Raw genomic sequence first — 16,207 nt, 5'->3', positions numbered from 1 at the left:
ATTTAGCTATAAAAATAGCACCTGCTTTTTGCAGGTGCTATTTTTATAAACAGTTAACTCAGTTTAATTATACTTGTTGTTATCAATTTCGGGCTTGTTGGTATTGCGGTTAGGATTGTTTGTTTTAATATTTGTCCCTAATTCACCCGCTCCCTCAGTATGTTTCTTCTTTAGCTCTTCATGTTCAGCCCTTGTCTGGTTAGGATCCACTGGTTTGGCACCGGCCGCTTTGTCCTGACCTTTGCCTGTTGGTCTTCCTTTGTTCTCAGAGCTTGGCTGAGTATGCTTATATGATGGCATAATATCCTCCTTTATTTTAATTAAACATTCTCTGAACGCAGTTCAGATTATACTTTATAACACTGTGCCATGGTTTATGTACCACGGCCTTCTTCTTCGGCACGCATATTATCAGGTGGTGGGACACCGTCGTCAGCGTAGTCATTTACACCTGTAGCTGATGGACCTTCCGAAGCGGTGTCGCTTCCGAAACCTTCTTTACCATCACGGTTACCAAAGCCCCCGCGCTGGTGCTCATTTTTAGGCGGATCTGCCCCCGGAATGATGTGTCCCTCGCGCATCTCCTGCTCACTTGTGTCGTCTTCTATTACTCGTACTGGCCGCTGGTTTGGCCCCTGGCCTCGCAGCTGGCTCTTCTTATCTTTATCTTCAGCCATAACTTTACTTTGTTAATGAGAAGCGCCTAGAAATTAAAGCGCCTTTTGTACTGTTTTACTCTTTTTAAAGCTCTATGGTTTAACTCTTTTAAGCTCCCACTTGCTCTCCTCCATTAACATGTATCACCTGCCCGGTTATATAAGAACCATCCTGAGACGCAAGTAATACATATGCAGGGGCCACCTCAGAAGGTTGGCCTGGCCGCTTCAGAGGCACATTCTGGCCGAATTCGCCTACTTTCTTTTTCCCGAATGAGGCAGGAATCAAGGGTGTCCAGATAGGACCGGGAGCTACTGCGTTCACCCTAATATTTTTTTCAGCCAGATTTTGAGCCAACGATCGGGTAAAAGCAGTAATAGCACCTTTCGTAGAGGCATAATCCATCAGGTGATGACTGCCTCTATAGGAAGTGACGGAGGTTGAGTTGACAATACAACTTCCTTCTCCCATGTGCTCTAACGCAGCTTTAGTCATGTAGAACATACTAAAGATGTTTGTCTCAAAGGTTTTCTGCAACTGCTGCTTGGAAATATCTTTTAAGTCATTCTGCTCATGCTGCTCTGCAGCATTATTTACCAGAACATCCAGCTTACCCAGTTCCTTCACTACCTGCTTCACTGCTTTCTGACAAAACTTTTCGTCTCCAACGTCCCCAGAAATCAGCAGGCATTTGCGGCCTTCCTCCTCAATCATTTTTTTTGTGTCCTTTGCATCCTTATCCTCATCCAGGTAAACAATAGCGATGTCAGCACCTTCACGTGCAAAATGCACTGCTACTGAGCGTCCTATACCGCTGTCTCCACCAGTAACAAGCGCTACCTTCTCCTGCAACTTTTCACTTCCCTTATAAGAATCTCTTATTACCTCCGGCTCAGGGTTCATCTTATACTGATCTCCCGGCTGGTCTTTCTGTATCTGCGGAGGCATAGATTTAGGTTTCTTATCCATAGTTTTCATAGCTTTATGTATAAATTCCGTTTGTTTAACACGGTTTTACACTATACGCCTGCTAAATCTGGCATGTTATTCTATGTAAAACTTTGAAATCAGACATAAGCATCATCATATATGTGGAAAGAAGAGAACAATGCCCTGAGGCGAAGCCTGGTGTTTAAAGATTTTAAACAAGCTATGGCTTTTATGAATAGCGTTGCAGTTATTGCAGAAGAGGCTAATCACCATCCATGGTGGAGCAACGTGTATAACAAAGTCGACATTGAGCTTACTACACATGATGCCGGAAATACTGTTACAGAGAAAGACCGCAAGCTTGCCGAGCAGATTGATAAGATTTACGACAAGCTAAAGAGTAAAGAGTAGTATCTTTGTTTTATGCAGGAACAGGAAAAAACGAACCTATACCTGGTGCCAACACCTATTGGCAACCTGGAAGACATAACACTGCGCGCCATTCGCATTCTGAAGGAGGTAGATGTAATTCTCGCTGAAGATACCCGCACCAGTGGAAAGCTTCTGCAACACTTAGGTATAGAAAAGCGGATGCACAGCCACCATTTGCACAATGAGCATAAAGCTACAGCACACCTTGTTGACAGGATGAAAGCAGGAGAGATAATGGCCCTTATTTCCGATGCTGGTACACCCGGTATTTCAGATCCGGGCTTTTTTCTGGTCCGTGAGTGCCTGAAGCATGATATAAAGGTAGAGTGCTTACCTGGCCCCACTGCCTTCGTTCCTGCGTTAGTGAAATCCGGCTTTAGCACAGACCGCTTCACATTCGAAGGATTTCTGCCTGTAAAGAAAGGGCGCCAGACACGGCTGATAAGTTTGGCAGAGGAGGAAAGGACCATGATTTTTTATGAATCCCCGCACCGCCTGCTCAAAACACTCACGCAGTTTAAAGAGTACTTTGGCGGAGAGCGAGAGGCCTCTGTTTCACGTGAAATCTCTAAAATGTTCGAGGAGACTATAAACAGCACATTGGATGAGCTAATCCAAATCTTTACCACAAAAGCTATAAAAGGAGAATTTGTGATAGTAGTAGCAGGAGCAAAGGCGTAAGTCCTGTAAATAAACTTTATGAAAAAGCACTTAAAGACTCTCTTATTCCTACTTGCCTTCTGCTTCTATGCCCTGCAGGGACAAGCGCAGTTTGAAGGATACCAGCTTTCGCCGGATGCGAAGATCAGCCTTATTACCTGCTCCAGTGGAAACGACCTGTATGCGGTATTCGGGCACAGCGCTGTAAGAGTACAAGATCCTGCAAGTGGAATGGACATCATATTCAACTACGGCACGTTTGATTTCAATGAACCTAACTTCTACCTGAAATTTGCCCAGGGCAAGCTCAGATATAAGCTGTCAGCGGCTCACTTTTCTGATTTCCTCTACAGCTATACCATGGATAATCGCTCTGTGTATGAACAGGTGTTAAACCTGACGCCAGAGCAACGGCAAAAATACTGGGGCTTTCTTACCCATAATTTCCTGCCGGAAAACCGTTTTTACCTCTACGACTTCTTCTTCGACAACTGCGCTACCCGTATCCGTGATGGGTTAGAGGCAACTTTCCCTGATAATCAGATTGCTTTCCAGCTTGATGAGTTTGACAGGGACTACACTTTCAGAAACCTGATTGACCTTTACCTGCCGCCACAGCCTTGGGGAGATTTTGGCATAGACCTGGCACTAGGTGCCGTAATTGATCAGGAAGCAACGCCTTATCAGTACATGTTCCTGCCAGATTACCTTTCCAAAGGATTTGCCAATGCTACTATTATGCAGAATGGACACATGGTGCCCCTCACAGGACTACCCCAGGCAGTATTTCTTCAGGACACCTCCAGGCTACCGGAAACACCACTGTTCACCCCCCTGCTACTGTGTTGGGTTATACTGGTACTCGTTACCGCTATCACTGTGTTTGATTTTATGAGGCGCCGTCGAAGCCGTGCGCTTGATTTTACCTTGTTCCTGATCACAGGCTTTTTAGGAGTGGTTTTCCTGCTTCTGTGGTTTGCTACTGACCACCAGGCAACAGCCAACAACTTCAACCTGCTGTGGGGAATCCCCACTCATTTGATAGTTGCCATTTACATAGCTAAAAAAGTAGCGCTACCTAAATGGCTGGAAGTATACCTGCTTTTAACAGCTGCGATATCCGCCTTGCTCGTAATCGGTTGGCCATGGTGGCCACAGCAGTTCCATATGGCTTTCCTACCGATAGTGTTGGCAATAGGCATGAGGGCTGCCTATACGGTATGGCTTTCTAAAAAAGCCCCGGTGCCCGTTACTACATCCAAAGTAAAAGAAAGAATATAAACCTATGAATCTGCAGCAGCTAAGCCAGAACCTGAACATACTAGCCCGAAGTGTAGGAGCTTTTATCATGAACGAGGGAGAAACCTTTGACCGTTCCAGCATAGAGCAGAAAGGGGTAAATGACCTGGTTTCTTATGTTGATAAGCAGGCAGAGGAGAAGCTAGTGGAAGGGCTTCGCAAAATATTGCCAGAAGCAGGATTTATCACTGAAGAAAAGACAGATAACACAAAAGGGGAGCGGTTCAATTGGGTAGTAGACCCTCTGGATGGTACAACTAACTTCATGCATGGTCTTCCGGCTTACACTGTAAGTGTAGGCTTGTTGGACAAAGATGAAGTAGTAGTTGGTGTAGTGTATGACCCGAACCGCGACGAGTGCTTTTCAGCTTACAAAGGAGGGGGTGCTTTTTGCAATGACAACGCGATTAAAGTATCGGATGCTCCTGCTTTAAAAGATTCTTTGATCGCTACAGGATTTCCCTACTACGACTTTGGCTTGACGCAGCAGTACCTACAGGTGCTAGGAAGCTTCATGAGCAAATCTCATGGGATAAGACGCATTGGCTCTGCTGCTCTAGACCTGGCATATGTGGCTATCGGCAGGTTTGAAGGCTTCTTTGAATATAACCTTAATGCCTGGGACGTAGCCGGTGGAGCACTTATCGTACAGGAAGCAGGAGGGAAGCTAAGCAAATTTTCCGAGGGAGGAGATTATATCTTTGGCCGTGAAATTGTTGCCAGTAACACCACTATTCACCACGAGATGCTGGCAACAATAGCAGAGCACTGGAAGCAGATCAGCAAGTAAACTTTTTGTACCTTTGTATAGTTGATATGAGCGTATGATACAGGAGTTAATCATCTTTATTGTTTTTCTGGCGGCCGCTTTCTATATGGGCCGCTTGGTGTACCTTAGCTTTTTCGCTAAAAGCGGATGCGCGAAAGGCTGCGGCGCCTGTTCTACCATCGATTTAAAAAAGATTCAGAAAGAATTTGAAAAAAAGCAGACGGCCTAGAATAAATTAACTGTTTCCCCTCCGTTCTTCCTGCTTGGTTACCTTCTGGTCTGGCCTCGATTGTAATTATTTACCCCCCTTTTGTATCCAATCTTCTATTTTGCGTATAGTTCTATACTCGACAATTAGAACAATAAACAGTATTTGCTATGCAAGATAAAGTTGAAGAAAGATCCTTAGTAAACGTACTGAACCGCCTGCGTAAAGATGGTTTTAAGTATGATTTCAATGTAACTCAAGACGGTAAATTGTGCACACCTAATGAAAAGGAGACATTTCCTCCTGAGCAGGTGCGCATCGTTGATTTCTACCGTTTTGAAGGTGAAAGCAACCCTGATGACATGTCTATACTGTATGCTTTGGAAACAAATACAGGTCTTAAAGGCACTGTTTCTAACTCTTATGGACCTTATGCTGATGAGCAAATAGATAATTTCCTGAAGCAGGTAGAGGATTTAGGTAAAAACCTGGATAAGAAAGACAAGTAAGAAACAAAGAGCAAAGGCCGGTTTTATAACCGGCCTTTGCTGCTACTGTTCCAGGCTAAAGCCATTTTAGTGACCATTGCCACCTAGAGGCTGTCCGTTTTTGATAGAAGCAGTTATCGCCTGCAGTTCCTCGCTTAGCTTCTCTCCTCCTTTTATACCGAAGTCTAGCGTACGAATAGGGAAAGGGATAAGTATATCGTTGGCATCGAAAGCTTTCTTTATACGGATAATAGCATCACTTTTTGCCCCTACATAATCCACCTGCCTACTGTAGCTGACCCAGAAACGTGCTTTAAAGTTTATGGAGCTATCCCCGAAGGCATCAAACATAACTTCAATCTCACGGGTCTTTACCCGGTTCTTAACATCTTCCAGTGCCTCCGTTACTATTTTCTGCACCTGCTCCAGATCCTCTGCGTAAGAGATTCCCACCTCCACATCTACCCTACGGATGCCATGAAAGGAGAAGTTAGTTAATGGATTCTCGAACACCATTTTGTTCGGAAGCTTTACCAACTCGCCCGTTGGCTTACGGATATCAACCGTGCGCAATGTAATCCGCTCAATCACTCCAAAGTAATCGTTTGTTTCAATCATGTCGCCTACACCAAAGGGTTTCTGTACTGCTATAATCACACCCGAAATAAAATTGGCTGCAATATCCTGAAAGGCAAAACCTAATGCCAAACCGATAATACCGACACCGGCGAGTAAGGAAATAACTACTTTATCGAGCTGCAACACGCTGAGCACAAAGAAGAAACCTACTAACAGTAAGGCTATGTAAAGCAGCGTAGAAACCAGGTTGTTAATGGCGGCGCTATGAGAAAAGCGACTAATTACACGGTCCAGCGCATTCTGAATAACCTTAGCTAGCCAAAATGTAGCAATTAGGAGCACAAGGGCTACAAACAGGTTTGGAAGCATCAGAATTATCTGATCCCCCCACGACTCCAGCTTATCTAAAAGCAGCTCAAGAGCCTTATTTATGTCTCTCATAGATGTTTCCAACAGTCTTTCAGTTTAATTGTTTTTATGCCCACACTTTAGTGCCTTCTGTACAGTTCCGGCACATTTCAATATTTGCACGAGAGCCCAGTAACGCTTGTCGGAACTGATTGTACTTTGCCCCTCGCCATAATTCGGTAAAACTGCTCCCTTTCAAGTCTCCCAGTCTATATTCAGCATCCTTATCAAAGCAGCAAGGTACTACCAGCCCATCCCAGGTGATAACACAGGAGTGCCACATCTTCCAGCAGTGGTTAAGCAGCTTGTTCTTGATGGAGTAAGTGCCGTTGCCGTTGTTATTGTATCTCGAGTAATAGTCTATGGTAGGTATGAGCGGAGAGCCATTTTCATAATCATAAATCTGAGCAGTCTTAAATACCACCTCATCCACCTCTAGCTCCTTTGCCAGTTGTTGTACGTCCTCCAGCTGATGCTCGTTAGGCCGCACTACCAAAAACTGGAACATGATGTGCGGAGTCTTAGACTTCAGTTCTTTTTTCCACTTCACTACATTACGCGTACCTTCCAGCACTTTATCCAGCTTACCACCCACCCGGTAAGCGGCATAAGTCTCTTGTGTTGTGCCGTCAATAGAAACGATAAGGCGGTCCAGGCCAGACTCTACTGTTTTACGAGCCATCTCATCGTTCAGGTAGTGGGCATTGGTAGAGGTAGCAGTGTATATCCCTCTGTCAGACGCATACTTTACCAATCCAAGAAAGTTCTTGTGCAGGTAAGGTTCACCCTGAAAATAGAAGATAAGATATAAAAGGCGCCTGTGCAGCTGATCAATAGTTTGCATAAACAGATCATCCTGCAGCATACCTGTGGGGCGGGTAAAGGAACGGAGCCCACTGGGGCACTCCGGGCAGCGCAGGTTGCAGGAAGTTGTTGGCTCGAGTGAAATGCTCAGCGGATGCCCCCAGTGTGTTGCCTTACCCGTTATCTTAGACACGATATAACTACTAACAACCTGTAGCGCATTAAGTGTACGCAAAGGTGTCAGTTTAGAAAGAAAATTTAACCCATCGGTTAATTGCAGCTTCATGCAGTAGGCGGCTAAGGCAAAACACAACAAGATGCGTTCTGTGATATAAAAAAGGGCAACCACAAAGGCTGCCCCACTAAATTATACTTTCTGCCGCTAACGACCAAAGTCAGGTTAATATTAGTACCTGAACAAAGCCTTCACATTAGCACGGCCATCTGTAACTTCATTCATGCCATTGTAGCTATTTACAAAAACTTTCCCTCCCTGGGCCAATGTTTTGGTAGCTGCAAGGTTTATCAGGTCATGGTCTCCGCGCTGATAGTTTTCATGCACCTCGGCAGTAGCACTTTTGGCATCATATGTACCCCAAACAGGCTCACTTGGCGAAATAAATAAAGTATCCACCCGACCATGCACGGCTTCCGCAGCCACAGTGGCAATATCTTCTGATGTAACTCCGGTGCCTGCCACGTTCTGGTAGCGGTTAAGAGAGTCTGTATGGCTTTGCTGCATTAGCGGTCTAACAACAGGTAGCGCCTTCTCATGCAGGTTGTTCATATTGAAAACGTCAGCATTCTCATTGACGCTAACATTTTCAGGTGCGATGTTCTTGTACTTGCTGATGTTTCGGTAGATACCACAATAGTGGTCCACCCCAGCCAGTACTAAGGGCTCCGTTGCATTGTGTAAAATTTTCTGCAGGCTATTATCAATCTCCAGCATAAATTCCCTTACCCGTTCGTGCTCCTCATCCCCTTTCGTAGAGCCCGGACCATGTACTATGTTTGTACCGTTTACAGTCGTTGTGGAGTTGGTAAAATCCTGGTCATTACCTTTTACATCGAATTTAAGCGCCTTATTCATAGTTTCAGGCACAAAGGAACTAACATCGATTGGCCTGATCTTTTCAATAGTAGCCTCATAAAAGCCTATTTTTTCGCGGTACAGGCAAAGGATAAAGAAACGGCCATTCTGGCTTAGAATTGGCAACAGGGGTGTGAAATAGAAATGATCCAGCACATACACTACATCAGGCATCTCTACCGGAACAGTATAATGGGTTGAAAATCCTTTAGTAATAAATACAGCCAAACCTTCTGCCTGATGGCGCCAAAAACCATTATCATTCATCAGAGCCTCTGCGGGCTTCATGTATTCTTCTATTTCAGCCTCAGGCACATCATGGCGTGCCAACAATGCTTTTGCCTCTTTTATTTTATTTTTAAACAGAATATGATCCTGTCCGTTAAGGGTTTCTTTCCCAGCCCGATGAGTTGGAATATAAATAGATATACACAGTGCATTCTTTGTGTTATTCTGTACATTAAGCAGTTTCTCAATGTCACTTTTGTTTATCAACGCCATAGTTTGTTTTTATTTAGTATAAGATCTGAAATCGGTTTCCTCTTCCTGTCTTTTTAACAGTAAGGAGTAGAAATTAAGTACGCATCAATAATATGAACGGTTATTTAAGCGCAAAAGATGAGCTTTTAAAGCATTTGCTGCGAAAGACCCTAACAAAAAACCGCCTGGCACACTAAAGTACCAGGCGGTTCTACAAATAATGTTGTTTTAATCTTTTTGGTGCTAAGCCTTTAGCCAAACAAGCTGCTAAACACATCCTCCAGCCTTCCAAAAGAATGAACATTGATTGAGAACTTACCCAGATCAAGTCCTTTTTTATTATACTTAGAGATATAAATGTCTCTAAAGCCAAGCTTTTCGGCCTCACTGATGCGGTTCTCTACTCGATTGACAGCCCGTATTTCTCCTCCTAAACCTACCTCTGCCGCAAAGCAGGTGGTACTTGGAATAGCCATGTCTTCAAAAGAGGAAAGAATAGAGGCACATACTGCCAAATCAAGGGCAGGGTCTTCTACTTTCAAGCCACCGGCAATATTCAGGAAAACGTCCTGTGCCCCTAGGCGGTAACCTCCCCGTTTTTCCAGTACTGCCAGCAGCATATTCAGACGCTTCGCATCAAATCCAGTGCTGGCGCGTTGTGGTGTACCATAGGTAGCAGGGCTTACCAGGCTCTGCACCTCTATCAGCAGGGGCCGGTTACCTTCCAGCGTCGCGCCAATAGAAATCCCGCTAAAAGCATCTTCCCGCTGTGAGATCAGTATCTCCGAAGGGTTACTAACCTCACGCAAGCCTGAACCCAGCATTTCATATATACCGAGTTCCGAAGTAGAACCAAACCTGTTTTTTGTGGTGCGGAGGATGCGGTACGTCATGTGGCGGTCTCCTTCGAAGGTGAGCACTGTATCTACCATATGCTCCAGTATCTTCGGCCCTGCCAGATTACCCTCTTTGGTGATATGCCCGATCAGGAATACAGGCGTACCACTCTCTTTCGCAAACTTCAGCAACTCTGCTGTACATTCTCGCACCTGACTTACACTTCCGGCGCCAGCCTCTATAAAAGAAGAGTGTAGTGTCTGGATGGAGTCTATCACCAGCACCTGCGGGCGCAACTGCTCTATTTGCTTAAAGATATTCTGCGTACCTGTCTCTGTCAATATAAAGCAGTCCGAGGTTTGTGCTATCAATCGCTCAGCCCGCATTTTAATCTGCTGCTCGCTCTCTTCGCCACTTACATAAAGCACACGGAGCCCTGAAAGACTAAGTGCTATCTGCAGCATAAGCGTCGATTTACCGATACCCGGTTCTCCTCCTATCAATACCATAGAACCAGGTACAATACCGCCACCTAATACCCTGTTCAGTTCCTGGTCTGGTGTTATGATACGCTGCTGCTCCTGATAGCTGATAGCTGCAATCGGCTTAGGTTTGCTTGAAACCTGCGCTGTGCTGCTTCCTACTTTCCAGGCACTGGTGGGGGTTAACTCTTCCCGCTGTACTACTTCCTCTACATATGTGTTCCACTCGCCGCAGGCCGGGCACTTGCCTATCCATTTAGCCGATTGGGCACCACAGTTCTGGCAGAAGTATGATGTTTTTATTTTTGCCATTGTGTCTTTATCAATTCTGGAATATGATACTCCTGCATAACAATCTTAATCTACTTTTTATTCAATATGGATTTCGAAATATAGCATTAAACTATACCTTTGGAAGATATAAAATTACACTATTCCTTCTTATGCTTTACAAACTTAGACACTCGGTTCCCTTTTTACTTTTTGCTTTGTTCACAATTAATTGCTTTGCCCAAAGCAACACAACACCTGCATACCTGGTTACTGCTAAATCAGATACGCTACAAGGTGTTCTCTTGAAGGAGAAAAGCATGTCTGAAAGCATTAACTTTAAACAAAACGGCAGTGAGCATTTTCAGCGGTATTCAGCGAAAGATGTTCTAACGTATAGCACAAGCGACAGCATCTTTTATGAATCAAAAAAAGTAACGGCAGGCAAAGCAGATAAAATCGTCTTTCTAAGGGTCGTGGTTGATGGTCCCGTGAAACTTTACAGTGGTAATGGCATAGAAGAAGGGGTAGAATTTTATTTACAAAAGCCTAATTCCCCTGTCATACAACTTTACCAGCCCTACTACAAAGGCACTGTTGCATCTTTTGCGAGTGACTGTGAAACGCTTCAGGCATCTTCTAAAAACCTTCCTAGATATACAGCCTCAAGTCTGGCTGATTTTGTGCGGAAATACAGTGCGTGTAAGTATGATGATCAGGAAAGCAGAGTTTATTTAAATCATTCAAAAATAGGTGTTTTGTTTGGAATCAGGGCTGCAGTGTTAAGCTCCAGCTTTCGCTTCGACTCCAATCTGCCTGAAACCAGTGACGATTTTGAGAGAGGCAATAAGCTATCTGGTGGCATTTTCCTGAATATTCACATGGCTGACAAAAAATGGTCTGTTCAACCAGAAGTTTCTTATGCGCAGCATAGCTTTGAAAGTGTGTATAAATACCAGCACCCTTTTGCTGTAGACTACACAAATACTTTTACCTACAACATCACCCAGCTGCAGGTACCTCTTCTGCTTAAGTATACTTTTGGTGAAAATAGAATAAGGCCCTTTGTAAATGCCGGGCCAAACATAAACTTCCTCATATCTAATGACATAAAGAGGATCACTACTTATGAAACGGGACAGGTATTGACAAAGAGTTATGGTGATGCTAACCGGTCAGTCGGATATTTAGGAGGCGCTGGAATACAATACACCTTGAGCGGCAGAAGAACTCTTCTCTTAGAGCTACGCTTTAGCAGGGACATCTACAACAATGACAATAGCAGAGACATCCACAACGAAAATGACGACTTAAGAGCTGTTATTAGCGCCTATCAGTTGTCAGCAGCCATCATTCTTTAATGCAGGGTAGCAGCAACAGGATCCTGCTTAAAGTACACTTTAAAGGTAGTTCCCTTGTTCAGTTCGCTCTCAACCTCAATGCGGCCTCTGTTATTCTCGATGATTCGCTTCACGATATACAGGCCTATACCTGTACCCTCCACATGACTGTGGAGACGCTTGAACATAGTGAATAACTTGTGCTGCTGCTCTTTTTTGATTCCCAAGCCGTTATCCTGCACTTCCAGTACTACACAGTCATTTTCCTCATAAGTTCTGATTGTAACGACGGGGTCACGGTCTGGGGATTTATACTTTACAGCGTTTGAAACGAGGTTATAGACAATGCTTCGCAGGTTCTTACGTGCATATAGCAACTGCTTTACCAGCAGGTCCGTTTTTACGGTTGCCCCAGATTCATTTAGCAGACCTTGAATATCACTGGTGATATCCTGTAGCACATCTTCAAAGTAAACCGGCTCCACCTTAGAGTGGAGCTCCTTCTGTACTTTGGTGATCTCAGCAAGATCGGCAATGGTACCTTTTAGCTTGTTCACTGAATCCTGTACCATGTCCAGCACCTGCATATCCTCAGGATCTAATTTCCCTTCCAGGATATCACGTAGCAAATCAGCTAAGCCCTCCATATTGGCAATGGGAGACTTCAGGTCATGCGAAGCTGTATACACAAAATTATCGAGGTCATTGTTGATACGAACCAGCTCATCGTTCTTGTACAGCAGTTCATCATTTTTAGTGAGTAGTTCCTTTCGGGCATCTACAAGCTCTGTCACCTCCACGGCAAACACCAACACGGCCTCTACGGCACCTTTGCTGTCCATGAGCGGTTGGTAAACCAGGTTAAAGTAACCGTACACCTTCTCTCCATCGCTCCTGCGCTCCACCACCGCCGGTACTTCCTTCCCAACAAAGGGTTCACTTGTTTTAAATACCTGCTCTATTCTATTAAAAAACCCTTTGCCTTCTACTTTCGTGTGCGCCTCATAAATGGTTCTGCCAACCAGCGAACGGTTGCTGTATAACCTTCTGTACTCAGGGTTTGCCAATACATACTGAAAATCAGGGGCACGTACCAATCCAACAAGTGCTGGCACTTCTAAGAAAAGCTTCTGCAATAATTCAGCGTTCTGCTTTACTTTACGCTCAGCCTCCTTTATTTCCGTGATATCAATGATGGAGCCTATATAACCCAGGAACTCCTCATTGATGCCAAAGCGAGGTGTGCCAGTATTTACTACCCAGCGCATTTCGCCACTATGTTGCTTCATCCTAAGCTCAGTTCGGAAAGGAGACTTCTCTGCTACCGACTTTTGATAGAGCTCATTATATTCATGCAGGTCATCTGGGTCAACTACGCTCTGCCACCCACCTGTTATACCTTCTTCCACAGCATGCCCTGTAAAGTTTGCCCACTGCTTATTTACATAAATGCACTGCCCCCAGACATCCGTAATCCAAATCATTACCGGGGCATTGTCTGCCATGGTTCTGAACCTTGACTCGCTCTCTATAATTGCCTGCTGGGTTCGCTTCTCATCTGTGATATCACGTACTTCAATGATGGTAGATTTTGGAATACCATTAACCAATATAGGTCTTGCTGCACAGGTAACATTAAAGAACGAGCCATCTTTTCTGATGAAAACATCCTCATGTGCTCTAATATCGTTATTTGTCGGTAGCGCTCTATCTATCGGGCACTCATGCAGCGGATAAGGCGAACCGTCCGGATGCATGTAATGGATCATGTTATGCAAGGGCTTTTCCCGGATCTCTTCAAACGTATAGCCGGTCATTTCTTCTGCGGCCGGATTCATGAAGGTACAGTAGCCTCTCTCGTCCATCATAAACAAGGCTGCCGTAGCATTATCTGTAATAGTTTGCTTCAGCCTATTAGAGCGTCTCGTATTTGATAAGGACCAAATAATAAAGAACATGAGCAGGCTTATTATAAAGCCACCCATCAGGATAAAGTATGGCAGCTCTGTATCAGCATATCTGCCAAACTCTGGTTTTGCCGTGATGTACAGGCGCCATGTATGATTTCCCAGGCTAATTGTGCCTACCTTGCTGAACCGCCTATCACTTTCTGTATGGAAGTATAAGGTAGAATCAGAGCTAAACAGCAACGACTCTTTATCCATAGATGTACCATCATATACTTCAATATCAATGTCTTTGAAATCTTCGTCGAGAATGGATGTCATTAAATCACTGGCTCTGAAAGGACTGTAAACAAAGCCTTTGATAAGCTTTTGCCGGTCTTTTATAGACTCCGGGTCAGCATTATTCTTATAAATGGGTAGGTATATCAGGAAGCCTGCCTGCTCATCTTTCCCTGTTTCCTGCACCAGCCGCACCTTGCCAGACAAGGCAGGCTGTTTTGTGTCACGGGCAATACGCATAGCCGACTGCCGGATAGGCTCGCTGAACATGTCGAAGCCAAAAGCACGAAGATTTCTGTCGGAGAAGGGCTCTAAATATATGATAGAGCTATAAACCGGCCTTTCGCCCTCCGGATAAATTTTATAGGACTTAAAGCCTTCCCGTCTTATTTTCTGCTCATGCTCTTTCAGCTCGTTAGGGCTGATAAAATGGGTATAGCCGAAGCCTTGGATGCCAGGATAATTCTCCTCCAGGTTAAGCGTTTTATAGTACTTGCTCCATGCTTTTCGCTCCACTGTGTCGGAGGCGATAAAAAACGCCTTGGCCCCAATGAGAATCTGGATATAGTCGTTCATGCGCTTGTCTATTGCTTCAGTGACCTGGTTGGCCCTTAAAGCAAATAGCTTCTCGCTACGTTCTTCTGCTTTCTTCTTTGTTTCTGAGTAAATGAAAAGGGTAAGCAGAAATATAAGGAGGAAAGAGAAAACAGCGATGAAATAGTCTCTGATAAACAGGGTCAGCCTCGCAAGCGTCATATAGAATTAAGGTTGTTTTTCAGACTTACCACTACAGAAATGCAGGCACCTTGTCAGAAGCGGCATGAAATCGCGTTTTGGCGTATCCAAATATATAAAAAAAGATTAAAAGCCCCAACTACAAAAAAGTAACAACAGTTCCTATTTTGTTAGATTTTAACGCTGTGAAACCAGCTCAGGTAGCTTGATTATCAATAACTAAAAGTGTACTTTTCTTACTTCATCCAGCATTTGCCATTTTAACTTATAGTTACATGAAAAAAATGCAGCAGTGGTTTGATGAGTATGGCCAGAGCCACCAGAATCAAACAAACTTATTCACTGGGTATGTGTTCCTCTGATATTTTTCAGCATCATAGGACTGCTGGCAAGCATCCCCAGCGAGCCCTTAAAAGCTCCTTTTCCACCTCAGGTGAAGCCTTTAATTCACTTTGGCACAGTAGTCATACTACTAGGCTTGCTGTTTTACCTACGCCTTTACTTTACCATGTTTGTGGGCATGGCACTGGTATGCGCCTTTATGTTGTGGGCCGTTTATTTTGTAGATATCTCCACAGAAGCGCCGCTCTGGCTGGTAAGCCTTCTTGTATTTGTTCTGGCCTGGATAGGGCAGTTTTACGGACATAAGGTAGAAGGCAAAAAACCATCATTTTTAAAGGACCTGCAGTTCCTGCTGATAGGGCCGGCCTGGCTGCTTGGCTTTATTTATCGGAAATTAGGTATCCCGTATTAACTTTGCGATAAACTAATTATCCCTATGCTGGAGATCGTCAAGATTTTACTTTTAGCTTTTTTTGCTGTGGCAGTTCTTCTGCCCGTTGTGCGGTACACCCTCCGAACTATCTCTCCGGCTAAAGGGGGTGGCTCCATGGCCCCTGATGAAGTGAAGTATATTCAGAAGCAAGAGCTGAAACTTACCATAGCCTACTTCTTTTTCGCCAGTGTTCTGGCTGTATTCAGTGCAGGGGTGCTGGCCATGATATCCAGTATCATGCATGCCTCCAAAGAGCACTTGTTTGTGCTTACTCCAAATTTCAGAGCTTTATTTGCGCCGGGCCTGTTAATGGGCCTTACATTGGCGACAGTTCCCCTGCGTTTGATACAAAACACGCTGCTTAGCCACGATTATGAGCTCTATAAGAATTATATGGTACAAGTCGAAGGAGAGAGGTCTAACCGAAAGTATAATATCCTTTTTATGCTGATGCTTGTAATATCAGGCATAGTGGCCTGGTACGGGATGCGCTGGCATGTAGCCATTGATAGAGAGAAGCTTGAAATAACAAACCTGTTGCTGGAGCAGCGTGACTACCAGATGCAGGACATTCAGAGCATTCATTACTTAGGAGCTGAAGGAGAATACCTGATCTCTTTTAACGACCAGACTAATATAAATACGGCTTACCTTAAGCCGGTGCCACTGGAAATGATTGCTTTGCTTGCGGAAGGCTCCGGAAAAAGAGTGATCCGGTAAAAAACTTATTACTCTTTCATAGTGATGCATTGCCGGATGTATGCTAAGGCTAAGT

Annotated in this window: 15 protein-coding genes and 1 pseudogene; 8 read left to right on the top strand and 8 right to left on the bottom strand. The window is 44.4% G+C overall.

Annotated features, from left to right (window positions below; translation table 11 throughout):
* Positions 1-63 precede the first annotated feature (63 nt).
* The 3 genes from ACFSRY_RS09200 to ACFSRY_RS09190 all read right to left on the bottom strand — a co-directional run bounded on the left by ACFSRY_RS09200 (position 64) and on the right by ACFSRY_RS09190 (position 1,635).
* A complete protein-coding gene (locus tag ACFSRY_RS09200) occupies positions 64-300 on the bottom strand; it encodes a hypothetical protein (protein WP_377505804.1) in 237 nt (78 codons plus the stop codon).
* A gap of 74 nt (positions 301-374) precedes the next feature.
* Positions 375-677 carry a hypothetical protein gene (locus ACFSRY_RS09195; RefSeq protein WP_377505801.1) on the bottom strand — a complete coding sequence of 101 codons (303 nt, stop codon included), beginning with the start codon at positions 675-677 and terminating at the stop codon, positions 375-377.
* A gap of 88 nt (positions 678-765) precedes the next feature.
* Positions 766-1,635 (bottom strand): SDR family oxidoreductase, encoded by an 870-nt coding sequence (locus tag ACFSRY_RS09190; protein WP_377505798.1) that lies wholly within the window; start codon positions 1,633-1,635, stop codon positions 766-768.
* A gap of 111 nt (positions 1,636-1,746) precedes the next feature.
* On the opposite strand from ACFSRY_RS09190, the gene ACFSRY_RS09185 reads away from it, so the two are divergent.
* The 5 genes from ACFSRY_RS09185 to ACFSRY_RS09165 all read left to right on the top strand — a co-directional run bounded on the left by ACFSRY_RS09185 (position 1,747) and on the right by ACFSRY_RS09165 (position 5,464).
* Complete coding sequence (locus tag ACFSRY_RS09185) at positions 1,747-1,998, top strand: 4a-hydroxytetrahydrobiopterin dehydratase (protein ID WP_377505795.1); 252 nt, start codon at positions 1,747-1,749, stop codon at positions 1,996-1,998.
* A gap of 12 nt (positions 1,999-2,010) precedes the next feature.
* Positions 2,011-2,700, top strand: a complete 690-nt coding sequence (gene rsmI / locus ACFSRY_RS09180; protein ID WP_377505793.1) for a 16S rRNA (cytidine(1402)-2'-O)-methyltransferase — start codon at positions 2,011-2,013, stop codon at positions 2,698-2,700.
* A gap of 18 nt (positions 2,701-2,718) precedes the next feature.
* Positions 2,719-3,960: an Lnb N-terminal periplasmic domain-containing protein gene (locus ACFSRY_RS09175; protein WP_377505791.1), complete on the top strand. Its 1,242-nt coding sequence runs from the start codon at positions 2,719-2,721 to the stop codon at positions 3,958-3,960.
* Between the two features lie 4 nt (positions 3,961-3,964).
* The gene (locus ACFSRY_RS09170; RefSeq protein ID WP_377505788.1) at positions 3,965-4,768 is read left to right on the top strand and encodes an inositol monophosphatase family protein; all 804 of its coding nucleotides are present in this window, start codon (positions 3,965-3,967) and stop codon (positions 4,766-4,768) included.
* Positions 4,769-5,125: 357 nt separating this feature from the next.
* A complete protein-coding gene (locus tag ACFSRY_RS09165; protein ID WP_377505785.1) occupies positions 5,126-5,464 on the top strand; it encodes a hypothetical protein in 339 nt (112 codons plus the stop codon).
* A 66-nt stretch (positions 5,465-5,530) separates the two neighbouring features.
* Here the strand turns inward: ACFSRY_RS09165 and ACFSRY_RS09160 are convergent, their stop codons facing one another.
* From ACFSRY_RS09160 to radA, 4 genes are all read right to left on the bottom strand, one after another.
* Positions 5,531-6,463 (bottom strand): mechanosensitive ion channel family protein, encoded by a 933-nt coding sequence (locus ACFSRY_RS09160; RefSeq protein WP_377505782.1) that lies wholly within the window; start codon positions 6,461-6,463, stop codon positions 5,531-5,533.
* Between the two features lie 34 nt (positions 6,464-6,497).
* The gene (locus ACFSRY_RS09155; RefSeq protein ID WP_377505779.1) at positions 6,498-7,520 is read right to left on the bottom strand and encodes an SPASM domain-containing protein; all 1,023 of its coding nucleotides are present in this window, start codon (positions 7,518-7,520) and stop codon (positions 6,498-6,500) included.
* 120 nt (positions 7,521-7,640) lie between these two features.
* Positions 7,641-8,828, bottom strand: a complete 1,188-nt coding sequence (locus ACFSRY_RS09150) for a baeRF7 domain-containing protein (RefSeq protein ID WP_377505776.1) — start codon at positions 8,826-8,828, stop codon at positions 7,641-7,643.
* Between the two features lie 230 nt (positions 8,829-9,058).
* Positions 9,059-10,438 carry a DNA repair protein RadA gene (gene radA, locus ACFSRY_RS09145; RefSeq protein ID WP_377505773.1) on the bottom strand — a complete coding sequence of 460 codons (1,380 nt, stop codon included), beginning with the start codon at positions 10,436-10,438 and terminating at the stop codon, positions 9,059-9,061.
* Positions 10,439-10,614: 176 nt separating this feature from the next.
* Between radA and ACFSRY_RS09140 the strand changes: the two genes are divergently transcribed.
* Positions 10,615-11,757 (top strand): porin family protein, encoded by a 1,143-nt coding sequence (locus ACFSRY_RS09140; RefSeq protein WP_377505770.1) that lies wholly within the window; start codon positions 10,615-10,617, stop codon positions 11,755-11,757.
* Here the strand turns inward: ACFSRY_RS09140 and ACFSRY_RS09135 are convergent.
* Entirely contained in the window at positions 11,754-14,678 is a 2,925-nt protein-coding gene (locus tag ACFSRY_RS09135; RefSeq protein ID WP_377505767.1) for a CHASE domain-containing protein, read from the bottom strand. The two genes, ACFSRY_RS09140 and ACFSRY_RS09135, sit on opposite strands and share 4 nt — an antisense overlap.
* Positions 14,679-14,932: 254 nt before the next feature.
* Here ACFSRY_RS09135 and ACFSRY_RS09130 point away from each other — a divergent pair.
* Both ACFSRY_RS09130 and ACFSRY_RS09125 read left to right on the top strand, forming a co-directional pair.
* Positions 14,933-15,411, top strand: a pseudogene (locus tag ACFSRY_RS09130) (Mpo1 family 2-hydroxy fatty acid dioxygenase).
* A gap of 24 nt (positions 15,412-15,435) precedes the next feature.
* On the top strand, positions 15,436-16,152 hold the full coding sequence (locus ACFSRY_RS09125) for a hypothetical protein (RefSeq protein ID WP_377505764.1): 717 nt from the start codon (positions 15,436-15,438) through the stop codon (positions 16,150-16,152).
* Positions 16,153-16,207: the final 55 nt, after the last annotated feature.

Origin of the sequence: Pontibacter locisalis (assembly GCF_042684605.1) — a bacterium.
Lineage (GTDB): Bacteria > Bacteroidota > Bacteroidia > Cytophagales > Hymenobacteraceae > Pontibacter > Pontibacter locisalis.
This window is presented reverse-complemented; position numbering and strand designations above follow the sequence as displayed.

Bases quoted from the DNA above. Each gene is read 5' to 3' on its own strand.
- rsmI (WP_377505793.1), top strand. From the start codon at position 2,011: ATGCAGGAACAGGAAAAAACGAACCTATACCTGGTGCCAACACCTATT.
- ACFSRY_RS09200 (WP_377505804.1), bottom strand. From the start codon at position 300: ATGCCATCATATAAGCATACTCAGCCAAGCTCTGAGAACAAAGGAAGA.
- ACFSRY_RS09185 (WP_377505795.1), top strand. From the start codon at position 1,747: ATGTGGAAAGAAGAGAACAATGCCCTGAGGCGAAGCCTGGTGTTTAAA.
- ACFSRY_RS09190 (WP_377505798.1), bottom strand. From the start codon at position 1,635: ATGAAAACTATGGATAAGAAACCTAAATCTATGCCTCCGCAGATACAG.
- ACFSRY_RS09160 (WP_377505782.1), bottom strand. From the start codon at position 6,463: ATGAGAGACATAAATAAGGCTCTTGAGCTGCTTTTAGATAAGCTGGAG.
- ACFSRY_RS09155 (WP_377505779.1), bottom strand. From the start codon at position 7,520: ATGAAGCTGCAATTAACCGATGGGTTAAATTTTCTTTCTAAACTGACA.
- ACFSRY_RS09125 (WP_377505764.1), top strand. From the start codon at position 15,436: ATGCTGGAGATCGTCAAGATTTTACTTTTAGCTTTTTTTGCTGTGGCA.
- ACFSRY_RS09150 (WP_377505776.1), bottom strand. From the start codon at position 8,828: ATGGCGTTGATAAACAAAAGTGACATTGAGAAACTGCTTAATGTACAG.
- ACFSRY_RS09195 (WP_377505801.1), bottom strand. From the start codon at position 677: ATGGCTGAAGATAAAGATAAGAAGAGCCAGCTGCGAGGCCAGGGGCCA.
- ACFSRY_RS09170 (WP_377505788.1), top strand. From the start codon at position 3,965: ATGAATCTGCAGCAGCTAAGCCAGAACCTGAACATACTAGCCCGAAGT.
- ACFSRY_RS09165 (WP_377505785.1), top strand. From the start codon at position 5,126: ATGCAAGATAAAGTTGAAGAAAGATCCTTAGTAAACGTACTGAACCGC.
- radA (WP_377505773.1), bottom strand. From the start codon at position 10,438: ATGGCAAAAATAAAAACATCATACTTCTGCCAGAACTGTGGTGCCCAA.
- ACFSRY_RS09175 (WP_377505791.1), top strand. From the start codon at position 2,719: ATGAAAAAGCACTTAAAGACTCTCTTATTCCTACTTGCCTTCTGCTTC.
- ACFSRY_RS09135 (WP_377505767.1), bottom strand. From the start codon at position 14,678: ATGACGCTTGCGAGGCTGACCCTGTTTATCAGAGACTATTTCATCGCT.